The sequence below is a fragment of the Streptomyces sp. NPDC054849 genome, from assembly GCF_053610945.1.
In genome coordinates, this window is the sequence record NZ_JBSGZI010000097.1 from 16,472 (window position 1) to 31,551 (window position 15,080).

The window sequence follows — 15,080 nt, forward strand, 5'->3', positions numbered from 1 at the left end:
GTGACCGAGGGTGGGTCCACGCCGCCCCTGGACCCGAGTTGGACCGGACGCAGGGTGCGCCGAACCTGCCGCGGGTCCCGGCGCGGCTCCGCCCGGGGCGTGTCGGAGGCCACAGCGGACGCCTGGCGCCCGGACCACATCCCGGGCGGCCCGAGGGCATGACCTACGTCACGCGGAAGCCCGTGGTCGCGTGGTCGCGGCGGTCACGGTGGAAGGTCAGACGGTCCCAGGTGGGGAAGGCCAGGTCGGTGACGGCCAGCAGCCGGCCGGAGGTGTCGTGCAGGGTGCGGCGCACGCTCAGGCCACAGGTGGGGGAGGCGGCCGGAGGGTGGGTGGTGCGGGTCATGGTGATGGTCTCGGCGACCCTGCCGTCCCGCGCGGCCCGGTCGAGCCAGCGGTGCAGGGGGTTCAGGTCCTCGCCGCGGCCCGCCCCCGCCGCCGGGTTCCGGTAGCCCGCCAGTTCGGGGCTGCTCGCGACGACGTCCGGGCTGAAGTAGGTGACGGCGTGGCGGAGGGTCTCCCCGGCCGGGCCGCGTTCGCGGTGGTGGTGGACCAGGGTGCGGTCCCCGCCGGCCATGCCGAGCAGCGCGGCGAGCGAGGGCGGGACGGTGACCTGCGTGAGCCAGCTCCGGGTGGGACCGGGCGCGGGGGACGCGGGCCCGGCGGCAGCCGGCCCGGCCGCGGCGGGAACCATGGCGGCCGGAACCCCGGCGGCCGCAATCCCGGCGGCGGGGACGGCGGGGCGGGATCCCCGGCGGCCGGTGACGACGAGGCCGTCCTCGCGCAGGCACTGGAGGGCGGCCCGGATGGTCTGCCGGTTGACCTCGTAACGGGCGGCCAGGCTGCGCTCGGAGGGCAGTCTGGCTCCGGGTGTGTGCGCGGCGCGGTCGAGTTCGCGGCGCAGCGCTGCGGCGATCCGCTGGTACTTGGGCATGGCGGCCTGGCCGCCGCCCCGCGAAGGGGAGGGCATGGCTTCTCCTCTGACGGGTGGTCAAGGACTGCGCGGTCTGCCCGACCAACGTAGCATTGGTCTATACCTTTGAGTGAGAGGGACCACGGCACGGGCCCCACCTTGGCCGATTCCGAACCCCTCGGCTCAGCCCCTCGACCAAGCCCCGGGCCGGCCCCGGGCCCGCAACGGGCCCGCACCGGCGCGGTGCCTTCGCCATCCGTACCCAGGTCCCCGCCCGCCTATCCCCGCAGCGGGTTCGGCAGAGGCAGGTACCGGGCGTCCGCACCGTCCGCCCGCGTCCAGCGCAGCAGCAGGTTGGTCTTGGCGGGCAGGACGGGTGCGGCGAGCAGCTCGTCGATCTCGGGGAGCCCGCGCGTGACCCGGTAGCGCAGGAACTCCTCGCGTGCCGCCGGCCACAGGAGCGGCGAGATGTCCGGATGCCGTCCGGCCAGCATCCCCGCGATCTCCGCCAGGTTGTTGACCACCAGGCAGTAGACCAGGCGCTGCCAGGCGTCCGCCCGCGACAGGTCCGGCAGGAGTTTGACCCCCTCGGCGTCACGGAAGAGGGCCTGCACCGGCAGGCCCGCCGCGTCGACGGCGACGAGGGTGTTCTGGAGGTGGGCCTCCAGCACGACGCCGTGCCGGGCGAACAGTTCCAGCACCGGCGGAACGACCTGGCTCAGGTAGGCCCGCCACCAGCGGACCGGGTCGGCGCCGCCGGCCGGCGGACTCCCCGCGTAGCCCTCCGCGAGCGCGGCGGCCAGCAGCGGCGTGGCCCCGGGCACGGTATGGGCGTGCAGGCCGTCGCGGACGAGGACGGCGAGTTCCTCGAAGGCGAAGGCGGCGGTGCGGTATCCGCGGTCGGCGAGCCAGGCCGCGTCCGAGCCGGTCGCCCGGCGCAGCGCGGCGAAACCGGCCTCCACCGCCGCGTCGGTGCGGCGCAGCTTCAGCAGGTCGTGCCGCCACAGCCGGCGCACGTCGTTGGTGATCCGGACGTCGAGGCTGAACTTCACGAAGAGGTCGGCCGCCGGTTCCGGTACGTACAGGCTCCGGATCGAGGCGGTGGGCCAGGCCGGCCGCCGCCCCTCCCCCAGCCGCAGCAGCCGTCCGTCGGCGAAGGCCTCGCGCACCGCGGGCTGCTCGCCCACCAGTTCGAGCTGCCAGGGGTGGGCGGGCAGCAGCCGGTACCCCGCGGGAGCGCGCGGCCCGTCCAGTGCCTCGGCGAGGGAGTCGATCGCATCGGAGGCGGTCGGGCCGCCCTCCTCGGCGGTCTGGTCCTCCCGCAACGCGAGGAAGACCAGCGGGAAACGGGCGTGTGCCTCCGGCGCGTACGGCAGCCACCTCGCGGCCGGGGCCCCGCCCCGGGCCTTGGGGGCGGGGTGGTGCGGATGGCCCATCACCAGGGACTGCTCGGAGAGGAGGTACGGGTCCGCCGGAGGCCCGGCCGCAGCGCGGGCGGCCAACAGCGCGGCGATCGCGTCCCGGCTGTCGGTGATCTCGACCGGGAGCTCGTCGTTCGGGACGCCGGTGAAGCGGGCCAGTTCGTCGGAGACGAGTTTGACCAGTTCGGTGTGGCTGAGCGGATGCCAGCCGTCCGCCGTGCGCAGTTCGGGACGCACGGGCCGGCGCCCGCCGCGCACCCGGAGCAGCCGCCCGCTGCCGCGCAGCCGGTGGACGGCCGCTCCCGCAGCGTTCTCGTCGGCCGTCTCGGCGGGATCGGCGGGATCGGCGGGATCGGCGAGCCCGGAAGGTCCGGCGGGTCCAGCCGGTTCGGCCGCCTCGCGGAGCAAGCAGTTCAGCAGCGGGGTGGCGGCGTATGCGTCGGCGGCGGCGTTGATGTCCACTGGTTCCATTCGGTCCATCCGGTGCGCCGGAGGTTCGCAGCGCGGAACCTACCAGCCGTGATCGTGGGTATCCGCAATCATTACTTGATCATCCCGTGAAGTGATATTCCGATGTCGGAGCCCCAGCATGCATCTTGCCCCTTCCCCGGCCGAAGAGACCGTCGCCGCCGAACTGGCCGGTGTGCGACCCTCGCTCGGTCCCTCGTACGCCGCCGCGCTGAGCGGTGCGCGGGCGGCCGTGCTGACCCGGCTGTGGCGGGCGCTGGCCTACGAACCACTGCCGTGGATCACGGGCCGGGAGCGGGGACCGGACGGCCTGGCGCTGCAGCTGGCCGGCGGTTCCCGGCTGGAGGGCCCCTTGCCGGATCCCTACGCGACCCAGCCGTACGTGAGCGAGCTGCTGCTCGACGGCAGGCCCTACCGCCAGGCCGCACGGCTGGTGACGGCGCTCGGGGTGCCGCACGGGGAGGACTTCGCCGCCGAGCTGGACGCCGGTACTGCCTCCCTCGCGCTCTCCCGGGCCGGGCAGCCGCCCACCGGGGAGGACCTCGCCGCCCGGACCGCCTGGGAGTGGGAGCAGCGGATCGTCGACGGCCACCCGTACCACCCGAATTGCCGTTCCCGGCCCGGTTTCTCGGTGGCCGAGCAGCTGGCGTACGCGCCCGAGCACCGGCCCGTGGTGCAGCTCGGGCTCGTCGCCGTACGGGGCGAGGAGTGCCTGGTCACCGGTGACTGGCCGGCGCGGCTGCGGGACGGGGGGCGGATCCTGGTTCCCGTTCACCCGTGGCAGGCGGCGCACGTGCTGAAGCACGAGCGCGTGCGGCCCGGTTTCGCGGCGCATCCGCTGATGGCGCTGCGCACCCTGGCGCCCGTCGACGGCGGAGCGCATGTGAAGACCGCGCTGAGCGCCCGGCTGACCTCCTCCGTACGGGACATCTCCGTCTACTCCATCGAGACGGCGGCGGCCGTGTCCGCCTTCGCCCAGGGTCTGTCCGAACGGCTCGACGGCCGGCTGCACATCACCCGCACCCTGGGCGCGACGACCGCGCACAGCCCGGATCTGGCGGCCGTGCTGCGCGAGCCGCCGGAGGCGTACGCGGACGCCTCGGCCGGTGAGCGGGTGCTCCCGGTGGCAGCCCTGGCCTCCTTCGCGCCGGCGCGCTCGGCGGCCTGGCGGGCGGAGTTCGCCCGCCTCGCACTCTCGGTGTGCCTGCGGGTGCTGGAGCTCGGGGTGGCGCTGGAGGCCCACGGTCAGAACCTGCTGGTCGTCCTGTCCCCCACCGGCGCCCCGCTCCGGCTGGTCTACCGCGACCTGGCCGACATCCGGATCAGCCCGGCCCGGCTCGTCCGGCACGGTCTGCCGGTGCCGCCCCTCTCCGGCAGGCTGATCACCGACGACGAGACCGTCCTGCGGAGCAAGTTGTTCGGGTCCCTGCTGACAGGAGCGCTCGGCTCCACGGCGGGCTCGGCCGGGGCCTTCGCCGACGCCTTCGCCGAGGCCGCCTCCCTGCCGCTGTCCGCCGACCGCGAGGCCCTGCTGACCGGGCCACTGCCCACCAAGGCGCTCACGCTGATGCGGCTGAGCCCCGGCGTCCCGGGCGACCAGTGGGCACATCTGCCCAACCCGCTGGCCGGAGGGTGAGCGGGAGCACGGCGCCGGGCGTCCCTTCGGACGGAGTCGGGAGGCTACTGTCCAGGGGCATGACAGAGTCCTCGTACCTGAGCTCCGTACGGGCGTCCTACGACGCCGTCGCAGTCGACTACGCACGGCTGGTCAGCCCCGATCTGGCCGGAAAGCCGCTGGACCGGGCCATGCTGGCCGCCTTCGCCGAGTGGGTGCGCGGCGACGGGGGCGGCGGCGGCCGGGCGGTCGCCGACCTGGGCTGCGGCCCCGGCCGGGTGACGGCACATCTGGACGGGCTCGGAGTGCGGACCTTCGGCGTCGACCTGTCCCCGGCGATGGTCGCGGTGGCCCGCAGGACCTACCCCGGACTGCGGTTCGAGGTGGGGGCGATGGCCGCGTTGGACGTCGCCGACGGGGTACTCGGCGGGGTCCTTGCCTGGTACTCCACCGTGCACACCCCACCTTCGGAGCTGCCCGTGGTGTTCGCGGAGTTCGCCCGGGTGCTCGCACCGGGCGGCCACCTCCTGATCGCGTTCAAGGCGGGCGACGAGCGCATCCGGCTGGAGCACGCGTACGGGCATCCGGTCGACCTCGACGTGTACCGGACACCGCCCGACCTGATCGCCGGCGTGCTGGCCGGGGCCGGCCTGGCCGAGGTGGCCCGCCTGGTCCGCGAGCCGGACACCCTCGAGGACTCCCCGCAGGGCTTCCTGCTGGCCCGCAAGAGGTAGGCGGGGGCGGGGCGGCGGGCCGCGGGTGGGTCCGACCTCTCACCAGCGCAGCGGCAGCCGGGTCACGCCCCTCATCAGCGTGCCCGGGAGCCAGTCGAGCGGGCCTCCGTCAGGGTCCTCGGCCAGATCCGGGAAGCGCTCCAGCAGGGCCCGGATCGCGATGCGGCCCTCCATGCGGGCCAGGGGGGCGCCGAGGCAGAAGTGGATGCCGTGGCCGAAGGCGAGGTGGCTCGGGCCGGTGCGGCGGATGTCGAACACCTCGGGGCCGGGCTGCGTGAAGCGCGCCGGATCACGGTCTGCCGCGGCGAGGGCCACCAGGACGGAGGAACCGGACGCGATGGCGGTACCGCCGAGTTCCAGGTCGGCGTCGGCGAAGCGGTACGTGGCGTGCTGTACCGGGCCGTCGTAGCGGAGCATCTCCTCCACCGCGCCGTCGATCAGCCCGTCCGGGTCGGCGCGCAGGGCGGCGAGCTGGTCGGGGTGCGCGAGCAGGGCCCGGACCCCGTTGCCGATCAGGTTGACGGTGGTCTCGTGGCCCGCGACCAGCAGCAGGAAGGCCATGCCGATCAGCTCGTCCGGGGAGAGCTGGTCACCGTCCTCGTCACGGGTGCGGATCAGCGCGCTGAGCAGGTCCTCGCCGGGGTCGTCGGCTTTGGCTCCCACGAGTTCGCGGAGGTACGCGGTCATCTCCTCCAGTACGCGGCCGTCCGCGGCGACGCCGTCCAGCGGGGCGACGATCTCGTTCGACCAGTACCGGAACCGCGCCCGGTCCAGTCCGGGAACTCCGAGGAGTTCGCAGATGACGGTCATCGGCAGGGGTACGGCGAAGGACCGGATCAGGTCAGCCCGGCGATCGGGCCGGGCCGCCATCGCGTCGAGCAGCTCATCGGTGATCTGCTGGACGCGGGGCCGCAGGGCCTCCACCCGTCGGGCGGTGAACTCGCTCGCCACGAGGCGGCGCAGCCGGGTGTGGTGGGGCGGGTCCGAGTCCAGCATGTTCGTGGCGACGGCGTGGACCGGCGTGTTCGCCAGGAGGTCGGAGCCGAGCCAGTTCTTCGACAGGGCCGGGTGGTTCAGTGCCTGCCGCGCCTCCTCGTAGCCGACGACCAGCCACGACCGGTCACCGCCCAGGACCAGCTGATGGACGGGGGGCCGGCCGTGCGCAGCGCCGCGTAAAAGGGATACGGATCGGAATTGAACTCGTCGGCGTGCGCGCTGAGATCCACGAAGGGCATGGGGGGAAGCGTACGACGGCCGCTCGGCGCCTGCGGATCGATTTCCCGTCCCTGCGCCGCCGCCGTCACGGCCCTTCGAGCGAGGACCGGTGGCGCAGCCGGGATTGCCGACGTGGGCAAAAGGAAAGGCAAGGAGGTCACCCACTCCTTGCCAATTTCAAGATATAGCGCACTGGGGGGCTTGCGGCAAGGCCCCGTTCCTGCCGCAGAATGGCCGGCCCGGACCAGACCTGCGGAAACAAGCAGAGTCGCGAAGCACAGAGGGCGATGTCCGTGTCTGTGTACGGGCTGCATGAATTGATGCCGGACCGCGCGGAGCGGCGGCCGAAATCCCAATGTGCCGAAACGGGTGTGGCGATGATTGACGTGATCGTGGTGGGCGGCGGACCGACCGGGCTGATGCTGGCCGGGGAGTTGCGGCTGCACGGTGTGCACGTGGTCGTGCTGGAGAAGCTGCCGGAGCGGACCGGGCAGTCCCGCGGGCGGGGCCTGCACGCGCGCAGCGTCGAGATCATGGACCAGCGGGGCCTGCTGGACCGGTTCCTCGCCTCCAGTGAGAAGTTCCAGGTCGGCGGTCTCTTCGGCGGCATCATGAAGCCTTGGCCGGACCGGTTGGACACGGCCCATCCGTACGGGCTCGCCACGCCACAGCCGGTCACCGAGCGGCTGCTCGACGAGCGTGCCGTCGAACTCGGTGCCGAGATCCGCCGCGGTTGCGACGTGGTCGGGCTGAGTCAGGACGAGGACGGGGTCACCGTCGAGCTGGCGGACGGCACGCAGCTGCGCTCGCGCTACCTCGTCGGGTGTGACGGCGGCCGCAGTGTGGTGCGCAAGCAGATCGGCGTCGGATTCCCCGGGGAGCCCGCCATGGTCGAGACGCTGCTGGGCGACATGGAGGTGACCGAGGACGCGGCGACGATCGCCGCCGTCGTCGAGGAAGTCCGCACGACCCACATGCGGTTCGGCGCCATCCCCGACGTGGACGGGAAGGAGGGGGTGTACCGCATCGTCGTGCCCGCCGACGGCGTGGCCGAGGACCGTGCGGCCGCGCCGGACCTCGATGAGTTCAGGCAGCAGCTGCGGGCTGTCGCGGGCACCGACTTCGGCGTGCACTCGCCGCGCTGGCTGTCCCGGTTCGGCGACGCCACCCGGCAGGCCGAGCGCTACCGGGTCGGGCGGGTGCTGCTCGCCGGAGACGCGGCGCACGTCCACCCGCCGACCGGCGGACAGGGGCTCAACCTCGGCGTGCAGGACGCGTTCAACCTCGGCTGGAAACTGGCCGCCGAGGTGGCCGGCTGGGCGCCGGAAGGGCTGTTGGACAGCTACCACGCCGAGCGGCACCCGGTGGCAGCCGCCGTCCTGGACAACACCCGCGCGCAGATGACACTGCTCGGGACCGGTCCGGGTGCCACCGCACTGCGGGAACTCTTCTCGAAGCTGATGGACTTCGAGGAGGTGAACCGGTACGTGACCGGGATGATCACGGCGGTCGGGGTCCGCTACGACGTCGGCGAGGGTCACGAACTGCTCGGCCGGCGGCTGCGGGACGTGGCGCTGAAGCAGGGGCGGCTGTACGAGCTGATGCACGGCGGCCGCGGGCTCCTGCTCGACCAGACCGGCCGCCTTTCGGTGGAGGGCTGGGCGGACCGGGTCGACCACGTCGTCGACGTCAGCGAGGAACTGGACGCGCCCGCCGTGCTGCTGCGGCCGGACGGCCACGTGGCGTGGGCCGGCGAGGACCAGCGGGATCTGCTCGGCCACCTGCCGAAGTGGTTCGGCGGGGCTGTCGGCGGCTGAGCCCGAGGTAGGGGTCCGCAACGGTGCGTTGCTCGGCGGGGCGTGCTCGAGCGCCGCGTCACGGCTGCCCCGCACGGGGACCGAGCCGGTCCGTCCCGAGACGAGCCGGTCCGCCCATACGACGAATCGAACCGTTTCGGCGGTGAGCCGTTCGGGGGGCAGGCCGGTGCGCGTGGGACCCGCCTGCACCGCGAACGGCCCGGGCGGTGGCAGGAAGGAGGTATGACCCTCCATCGCCGCCAAGTCCTCGGCAGCGCGGCCGCGGCCGTCCTCGCCACCGTCGGCGCGGCCGCCCGGAGCCCGGATCACGGTGCGCCGGCCCGCTCCGTGGACGGGCGGGTGGTGCTTCCCGGGGCCCGCGACCACGCCGAGGCCCGGCGGCTGTTCCAGCCCCGGTACGACGCCCTCGCGCCGGGCGCGGTGGCCCACGGCCGGGGACACCGCCTTCGCGCACCGCGACAGCGCGTTCCTCGCCCAGTACCTCGCCTACTGGCCCGCGTCGGCAACGCCGCCGAGGTGGACCGGCACGAGGGCCGGCTCGACGGACTGTGGCAGGACCTGCGCCCGGGGGCGAGCGGCCGCGCGTACCGGAACCACACCGATCCGAAGCTCACCGGCCGGCGGGAGGCCTACTACGGCCCCGACCTCGCCCGCCTGCAGGCGGTCCGGCGTTCCTACGACCCGGACCGGCCTTTCCGTTTTCCCCACGCCGTCTAGGGAGAGTCCGGCATGCGACGAATGGTGACGACGGCCGCGATGGCGGCCGCCCTGCTGGTGCCCGCAGGACCGCTGCCCGTGGCGGAGGCGCGGAGCGCCGTCCCGGTGGCCGCCGCGCGGTGGTCCGCGCACGAGGCGAAGTCCTTCTGGACCGACGAACGGATGGCCTCCGCCGTACCACTGCCCCCGGTGACACCGGCGCCCCCCACACCACTTGCGCCACTTGAGCCGCTGGAGCCCCTGGGCCCGTTCGATCCGCTCGACCTGCTCGATCCGCCCCCGCCGACCCCGATCGCGACGCCGGCCCCGACGCCGACGCCGGTCGCGACGGATGCGCCGGTGCCCTCCCCGACCTCCTCCCCGACCCCGGCCGCCACCCCGACCGTCCCGGCCGCGACCTCACCGGCGCAGGTCCCGGCTGCCGCGCCGGCCCCCGTTCGTCCGGTCGTCCCCCGGGTACCGGCCACCACCCCCGGCATCGGGCAGGACTTCGACGGCATCCCCGTCATCGGCCGGATGTTCCTCGTCAAGGGCGGCGGCACCTACTTCTGCACTGCGAGCGTGGTCGCCTCCCCCGGCCGCGACCTCGTGCTCAGCGCGGCGCACTGCCTGCTCGGCGCCGACGCCCAGCAGGTGGCGTTCGTACCGCGCTACACGCGTGCCACACCGCAGCCGTACGGCATGTTCCCGGTCCTGCGGAACGCGGGCGGGCACTCCAGGATCTGGATCGACCCGCGATACCGGTCCCAGGGAGTCGACCGGGCGGCCACCCTCGACGTGGCCTTCGCCCAGGTCGGGCCGGATGCGCACGGCCGCCGGGTACAGGACGTGGTCGGCGGGAACCGGCTGGTCACCGGCGCCGGTTACGCGCACGCACGGGTTTCGCTGATCGGTCACCCGTCCTCCGCCGCCCGTCCGCGCCTGTGCGTCAACCGGACGACCAAGTTCACGAGCAACGACGCGCGGATCCCCGGATCCTTCCTGCGCATCAACTGCACCGGCTACCCCGGCGGAACCAGCGGCGGGCCGTTCCTGGTCCGCTACGACGGGCGTACGGGAACCGGTGACGTGGTGGGGGTCATCGGCGGCTGGAAGACGGGCGGGAACAAGGCCGACACCTCGTACAGCTCCTACTTCGGCACGGACGTCAGGAAGTTGTACGAGAAGGCGGTTGCCGGGGCGAAGGGGCGGTGAGCGCCCGGACCCAGCGGGTCCGGCGCGGGTTGCCGACCGTACGCGGCGTCGGCGGAAGCCCGTCGCCGGCCGGCGCATCGGCGGGTGCGAGGCCGAACCGCCGGCGGAGGTCGGCGAGGGCGGCGTGAACGGGCGCGAGGACGACCTCGGCGCCCGGTCCGATGGATGCGAGCGCGTGCGCGGTCGTCTCGATGGCCTCGGCGGCGTCCTCGGCGGCGGTCCGGCTCCACCCTCCCCCGGCCACTGCCGGCCGCGGCCCCTGGGGCGCGCCGATTCCCCAGAGGTTGATGGTGTCGCAGAGGTGGCAGGCGGCATCGGCCACGGCGTCGGCCCGTTCGCCGACGCCCGGCGCCGCGATGGTCGGCAGTTCCATGCCGGGTCAACGAGCCGATCCCGCCCGGGGTACGAGCGGATGCCCTGCGGGGCGGGCGGAGGACGGGCAGGTGCCGGTCAGGACCGCCCGCACCCCGTCCCGCGGGAGTCCGGCGCTACCGTGTGAACGCGCCCCGGTGGACGCGCCGGGCAACGGCGTGCGAGGCGGCGGTGGCCACACCGGCGAGGACCAGGCTCCCGGCCAGATCGCGCGCCCGCGTGGGCCGCAGAACCCGGCGCGGCGCAGTCGGCCGCGAGCCCACAGGGTGAACGGGACCACGAGCAGCGGCGAGGTGACCACTCCGGGCGTGTAGCCCCGGGTCGCCGCGGCCTGCGCGAGGTGGACGAGCCCGTGCAGGCCGAAACCGTTCAAAGCGGCCTGATAGAAGCTCGATCGCCCGCCGGTGCGGTGGCCGTCGGCGGAGGCGGCCGCGACGACGAGCCCCATCACGCCGACCGCGGTGGCGAACTCACGGCCGTCGACGGCCTCCAGGCGCCGCCAGAGCCGGTCGGGGACATGGGGGTGGCGCTCGCGCAGGGCGGGCACCCGGGTCCGGGACCAGCGCGCCATGGTGGCCACTTCTTCGAGGTCGTGCACGGTCCAGGCGGCGAGCAGTCCGAGCGCGACGGCGCTTCGCGATATCGAGGAGGCATGCAGGACGTTGGAGGTGTTGGAGGTGTTGGAGGTGTTCATACGGCAACAGTCTGGAGCCACAGGGGCAGCAGCAGGAGGGACACGAGTGAACTCTTGATCACTATCGATGCGGAGAGGTCGACGCCCACGTCGTAGCGCTGGGCGAAGATGAAGAGGTTCTGCGGGGTGGGCATCGCGGCGATCAGGACGAGGTACGCCAGCCACTCGCCCCGTACGCCGAAGAGCATCCCGCACACCGCCCAGGTCAGCAGCGGGAACGCCAGGCACTTGAAGCCGATGAGGGCCATCTCCTCGCGCGTCGTGCCGCGGAGGTCGAGGCCGAGGCCGCCGAGGTGGAGGCCGAGGGCGAACAGTGCCACCGGGGAGGCACTGTCCCCGACGAAGGCGGCTCCGTCCAGGACGACGGCCGGGACCCGTACCGAGAGCAGGTTGAGCAGGATCCCCGCGTTGCAGGCGAGGACGAGCGGGGTGGCGAGCGAGGCGCCGACGGCTCGGATGAGGCGTCGGCCCGGGCCGCCCGCGGCGGGGCCCGCCCGGCCCAGTTCCATGAGGGCGATGACGATCAGGGACAGGACGCAGACCTGGAACAACAGGATCGGGAAGATCGGCGCCGCCGTCCCGAAGACGGTGATGAAGACGGGGACGGCGAAGTACGCGGTGTTGACCTGGACCCCGGCCATCACGCGCAGCGCCACGGCGCGGGGTTCGCGCAGGCCGTGGGCGACCGCCACCGTGGCCACCACCGCCACCGCGAGGGCCGCCGCCGCGGCGTAGCCGCCGATCGCCCGCCAGTCGAAGAGGGCCGCGAGGTCGCTGGCGTAGATGTTGCCGAAGAGATAGCAGGGGACGGCGAAGAGGAAGGCGTAGTCGGAGAAGGCCTTGGAGGCCTCCGCCGGAACGATCTTCCGGCGCGCGAGCAGGACGCCGCCGCCGAAGGCCAGCAGCACCGGCACCAGTTTCTCCAGCGCGGCTGCCCCACCCATGTCTGCGGCTCCCCCGTGATCGACAGGCGAGCAGCCTACTCGCACCCCGCCCCGAGCCCGGCGGAGCATAGGCTGGCCCGATCATGAGCGACCAAGCCCGCACCCGCTTCCGGCTGCGCCGCCGCCGGAACCGCGAACGCACCCGACGTCCCCCGGCCGGAACGCCCGGTACCCGCGTGCCGGGCGCGCTGGCGCAGCTCGCCGTGGTGCTGCGCACGCCCGCCCGGGCGGCGCAGCCCTTGTTCGCACAGGCGCCCAAGGCCTGGCAGCGCCTGCTGCCGTTCGCCGTCGTCGGCATCTTCATGGTGACCCTGCTGCCGGTGACCATCACGGTGCTGGCCAACGACTACGGGATGGCGGGCGGCTGGTCGGGCGCGCTGGGGGTGGCGCAGACCGTGCCGCTGCTCCTCGCGGTGACCCGGCCGCTGCCCGCCTGGGCGCTCGTCCTGGTCGCCGACACCGCCGCCGCCGTGCTGCTGGGCGGTGCCGGCGAGGTGGCCGGGCAGCCGTGGCCGTGGCCGCCGATGACCATCGTCGGCTACCTGGTGCTGATGGCCTGCCTGGGGCTGCGCGAGTCCATCCGGACCCTGGTGGGGGTATGGCTGGTGACCGGCGTGCTCGGTGCGGCGCTGGGCTTCTCCCGGCCCGCGGGCTCTATGGACACCGCCGCCCTGCTCTTCGTGCTCAGCGGGGTGCTGCTGGTGCTGACGGGCGCCCTGCGCGGTCTGGGCGACGCGCAGCAGCGGATCGCCGAGCAGGAGAGCATCAGCGAGGCGGAGCGGGCGCGGCGGACGCTGCTGGAGGAACGCGCCCGGATCGCCCGCGAGTTGCACGACGTGGTGGCCCACCACATGTCCGTGATCACCGTGCAGGCCGATTCGGCGCCGTACCGGCTGCCCGGCATGCCGGAGCCGGTACGGGAGGAGTTCGCGGCGATCGCGGCCGGCGCCCGGGAGTCGCTGGGGGAGATGCGGCGGCTGCTGACGGTGCTGCGCGGTGACGGGACGGACGGCGGCGCGCAGGGAGAGCGGGCCCCGCAGCCGGGGATCGACCGGCTTCAGCAGCTGGTGGAGGCGACCGTACGGGCCGGGCAGCCGGTGGAGTTGTCGCTGGCCGCGGGGGCTGCCGGGGTGGCGCCTCCGGCGGTGGACCTGTCGGCGTACCGGATCGTGCAGGAGGCCCTGGCCAATGTGGTGCGGCACGCGCCGGGGGCGCGTACCCGGGTCTCGGTGACGGCCGACGAGGACGAGGTCCTCGTGCTCGTGGTCAACGGTCCGGCCCGGGATGCCGTGGTGGAGCTGGAGAGTTCGGGTACGGGCCACGGTCTGGTGGGGATGCGGGAGCGCGTACGGTTGACCGGCGGGACGCTGGACACCGGTCCGCTGCCCGACGGCGGCTTCCGGGTCGCGGCCCGCCTGCCGTTGGACACCGCCGGTGGGAGCGCCCCTACGGACGAGGAGGGCAGTTGACCATCCGCGTGATCATCGTCGACGACCAGGCCATGGTGCGGGCGGGGTTCGCCGCCCTGCTGTCGGCGCAGGCCGACATCGATGTGGTGGGCGAGGCGCCCGACGGGCGGCAGGGGGTGCAGGTGGCGCGCTCCACGCACCCCGATGTGGTCCTGATGGACGTGCGGATGCCGGAGATGGACGGGCTCACGGCGGCCCGCGAGATCCTCGATCCCCCGCCCGGGGTGGTGCACCGCCCGAAGGTGCTGATGCTGACGACCTTCGACATCGACGACTACGTGTACGAGGCGCTGCGGGCCGGCGCCTCCGGTTTCCTGCTCAAGGACGCCCCGCCGGCCGATCTGATCGCGGCGGTACGGGTGGTCGCGTCGGGCGAGGCGCTGCTGGCGCCTTCGGTGACGCGGCGGCTGATCGCGGACTTCGTCCAGCAGCGGCCCGCACCGCGCAAGAACCCGGCGCTGCGGCTGAACGGCCTCACCCCGCGCGAGACGGAGGTATTGGAACTCATCGCGCGCGGCCTGTCGAACCAGGAGATCGCCGGACATCTGGTGCTGGCCGAACAGACGGTGAAGACGCACATCGGGCGGGTGCTGGCCAAGCTCAACCTGCGGGACCGCGCCCAGGCCGTGATCTTCGCCTACGAGGCGGGGCTGGTGCGGCCGGGCGACTGCGCCTGAGTGCCCGGCCCGCGGTGCGCGGCGCAGGCGGCTTACCCCGTGACCTGACGTAGGGTGATCAGCGCAGTAGTACCACACGGCGAACGGCACCAAGGGACGGACCACCACGATGAAGCTCGGCGAAGCACTGGCGGAGCGCGCCGAGGCGGCTCGCCGCGTCGAACAGCTGCGGGCCCGCATCGTGGCCAACGCCCGCCACCAAGAGGGCGAGACCCCCGCGGAAGACCCGGCCGGGCTGCTCGCCGAGGTCACCGAGACCCTCGACACTCTGGAGTCCTTGATCCGGCGCATCAACCGGACCAACGCCGCCGTCGACATGGGGGCCGACGGCACCCTCACCGACGCCCTCGCCCGCCGCGACACCCTGCGCCTGCGCCACTCCGTGCTCACCTCGGCTGCGGACGCCGCCGCCGGCAGTGGGGAACGAGGCCACGGCCGTCAGCTGCGCTCCGAGCTGATGGTGCTCCCGGCGCTGCCCGTCGCCGAGCTGCGCGCTCGCGCCGACGACGCCGCCCGCGAGATCCGTGAGATCGACGTACGCATCCAGCGCACCAACTGGGAGGCCGACCTCCTGGACTGAGACCCGCGATGTGGAGCAGGTAGTCGCTCCGGAGGCGTGCACAACCGAGGGCCGGCGGTTACCGGCCCGGCTGGCGCGCGGAGAGCAGCGCATCGGGTTCGACTCCCGAGACGACAGTGCAGCTCAGCAGCGTGACGAGTCACAGTGCATCGCGCACATTTCATCACCGCGTGCAGATCCGATCGTGACGAGGGCGGGTTCGGGGCATCCGCATCGCAGGACGGCGCCCGGACCGGGAGCTCACGCTCCC

The 15,080-nt window shown here is 73.7% G+C and carries 12 protein-coding genes and 2 pseudogenes; 8 read left to right on the plus strand and 6 right to left on the minus strand.

Annotated features, from left to right (window positions below; all coding sequences use genetic code 11):
- Positions 1-163: 163 nt before the first annotated feature.
- Entirely contained in the window at positions 164-970 is an 807-nt protein-coding gene (locus ACWGIF_RS30690) for a GntR family transcriptional regulator (protein WP_453502352.1), read from the minus strand.
- Positions 971-1,191: 221 nt separating this feature from the next.
- A complete protein-coding gene (locus ACWGIF_RS30695; protein ID WP_453502353.1) occupies positions 1,192-2,814 on the minus strand; it encodes an IucA/IucC family protein in 1,623 nt (540 codons plus the stop codon).
- Positions 2,815-2,923: 109 nt separating this feature from the next.
- On the opposite strand from ACWGIF_RS30695, the gene ACWGIF_RS30700 reads away from it, so the two are divergent.
- Complete coding sequence (locus tag ACWGIF_RS30700) at positions 2,924-4,438, plus strand: IucA/IucC family protein (protein WP_453502354.1); 1,515 nt, start codon at positions 2,924-2,926, stop codon at positions 4,436-4,438.
- A gap of 59 nt (positions 4,439-4,497) precedes the next feature.
- Complete coding sequence (locus ACWGIF_RS30705) at positions 4,498-5,151, plus strand: class I SAM-dependent methyltransferase (RefSeq protein WP_453502355.1); 654 nt, start codon at positions 4,498-4,500, stop codon at positions 5,149-5,151.
- Positions 5,152-5,190: 39 nt separating this feature from the next.
- Here ACWGIF_RS30705 and ACWGIF_RS30710 read toward each other — a convergent pair.
- Positions 5,191-6,386: pseudogene (locus tag ACWGIF_RS30710) on the minus strand (cytochrome P450 family protein).
- Positions 6,387-6,743: 357 nt separating this feature from the next.
- Between ACWGIF_RS30710 and rox the strand changes: the two are divergent.
- The 3 genes from rox to ACWGIF_RS30725 all read left to right on the plus strand — a co-directional run bounded on the left by rox (position 6,744) and on the right by ACWGIF_RS30725 (position 10,094).
- Positions 6,744-8,183 carry a rifampin monooxygenase gene (rox, locus tag ACWGIF_RS30715; protein ID WP_453502356.1) on the plus strand — a complete coding sequence of 480 codons (1,440 nt, stop codon included), beginning with the start codon at positions 6,744-6,746 and terminating at the stop codon, positions 8,181-8,183.
- A gap of 222 nt (positions 8,184-8,405) precedes the next feature.
- Positions 8,406-8,900: a BBE domain-containing protein gene (locus ACWGIF_RS30720; RefSeq protein ID WP_453502357.1), complete on the plus strand. Its 495-nt coding sequence runs from the start codon at positions 8,406-8,408 to the stop codon at positions 8,898-8,900.
- Positions 8,901-8,912: 12 nt separating this feature from the next.
- Positions 8,913-10,094 carry a hypothetical protein gene (locus ACWGIF_RS30725; RefSeq protein ID WP_453502358.1) on the plus strand — a complete coding sequence of 394 codons (1,182 nt, stop codon included), beginning with the start codon at positions 8,913-8,915 and terminating at the stop codon, positions 10,092-10,094.
- Here ACWGIF_RS30725 and ACWGIF_RS30730 read toward each other — a convergent pair.
- The 3 genes and pseudogenes from ACWGIF_RS30730 to ACWGIF_RS30740 all read right to left on the minus strand — a co-directional run bounded on the left by ACWGIF_RS30730 (position 10,048) and on the right by ACWGIF_RS30740 (position 12,104).
- Entirely contained in the window at positions 10,048-10,467 is a 420-nt protein-coding gene (locus ACWGIF_RS30730; protein ID WP_453502360.1) for a hypothetical protein, read from the minus strand. The two genes, ACWGIF_RS30725 and ACWGIF_RS30730, sit on opposite strands and share 47 nt — an antisense overlap.
- A gap of 115 nt (positions 10,468-10,582) precedes the next feature.
- Positions 10,583-11,160 (minus strand): annotated as a pseudogene (locus ACWGIF_RS30735) (HXXEE domain-containing protein).
- Complete coding sequence (locus ACWGIF_RS30740; RefSeq protein WP_453502362.1) at positions 11,157-12,104, minus strand: AEC family transporter; 948 nt, start codon at positions 12,102-12,104, stop codon at positions 11,157-11,159. The pseudogene ACWGIF_RS30735 and the gene ACWGIF_RS30740 overlap by 4 nt, the downstream one beginning before the upstream one ends.
- Before the next feature lie 83 nt (positions 12,105-12,187).
- Here ACWGIF_RS30740 and ACWGIF_RS30745 point away from each other — a divergent pair, with 83 nt between their 5' ends.
- The 3 genes from ACWGIF_RS30745 (at position 12,188) to ACWGIF_RS30755 (ending at position 14,830) form a co-directional block, all read left to right on the plus strand.
- On the plus strand, positions 12,188-13,573 hold the full coding sequence (locus tag ACWGIF_RS30745) for a sensor histidine kinase (RefSeq protein WP_453502364.1): 1,386 nt from the start codon (positions 12,188-12,190) through the stop codon (positions 13,571-13,573).
- Positions 13,570-14,250, plus strand: a complete 681-nt coding sequence (locus ACWGIF_RS30750; RefSeq protein ID WP_453502366.1) for a response regulator — start codon at positions 13,570-13,572, stop codon at positions 14,248-14,250. Before ACWGIF_RS30745 ends, ACWGIF_RS30750 begins: the two co-directional genes overlap by 4 nt.
- A 109-nt stretch (positions 14,251-14,359) precedes the next feature.
- Positions 14,360-14,830 (plus strand): DIP1984 family protein, encoded by a 471-nt coding sequence (locus ACWGIF_RS30755; protein WP_453502367.1) that lies wholly within the window; start codon positions 14,360-14,362, stop codon positions 14,828-14,830.
- Positions 14,831-15,080: the final 250 nt, after the last annotated feature.

Bases quoted from the DNA above. Each gene is read 5' to 3' on its own strand.
- ACWGIF_RS30690 (WP_453502352.1), bottom strand. From the start codon at position 970: ATGCCCTCCCCTTCGCGGGGCGGCGGCCAGGCCGCCATGCCCAAGTAC.
- ACWGIF_RS30695 (WP_453502353.1), bottom strand. From the start codon at position 2,814: ATGGACCGAATGGAACCAGTGGACATCAACGCCGCCGCCGACGCATAC.
- ACWGIF_RS30700 (WP_453502354.1), top strand. From the start codon at position 2,924: ATGCATCTTGCCCCTTCCCCGGCCGAAGAGACCGTCGCCGCCGAACTG.
- ACWGIF_RS30705 (WP_453502355.1), top strand. From the start codon at position 4,498: ATGACAGAGTCCTCGTACCTGAGCTCCGTACGGGCGTCCTACGACGCC.
- rox (WP_453502356.1), top strand. From the start codon at position 6,744: ATGATTGACGTGATCGTGGTGGGCGGCGGACCGACCGGGCTGATGCTG.
- ACWGIF_RS30720 (WP_453502357.1), top strand. From the start codon at position 8,406: ATGACCCTCCATCGCCGCCAAGTCCTCGGCAGCGCGGCCGCGGCCGTC.
- ACWGIF_RS30725 (WP_453502358.1), top strand. From the start codon at position 8,913: ATGCGACGAATGGTGACGACGGCCGCGATGGCGGCCGCCCTGCTGGTG.
- ACWGIF_RS30730 (WP_453502360.1), bottom strand. From the start codon at position 10,467: ATGGAACTGCCGACCATCGCGGCGCCGGGCGTCGGCGAACGGGCCGAC.
- ACWGIF_RS30740 (WP_453502362.1), bottom strand. From the start codon at position 12,104: ATGGGTGGGGCAGCCGCGCTGGAGAAACTGGTGCCGGTGCTGCTGGCC.
- ACWGIF_RS30745 (WP_453502364.1), top strand. From the start codon at position 12,188: ATGAGCGACCAAGCCCGCACCCGCTTCCGGCTGCGCCGCCGCCGGAAC.
- ACWGIF_RS30755 (WP_453502367.1), top strand. From the start codon at position 14,360: ATGAAGCTCGGCGAAGCACTGGCGGAGCGCGCCGAGGCGGCTCGCCGC.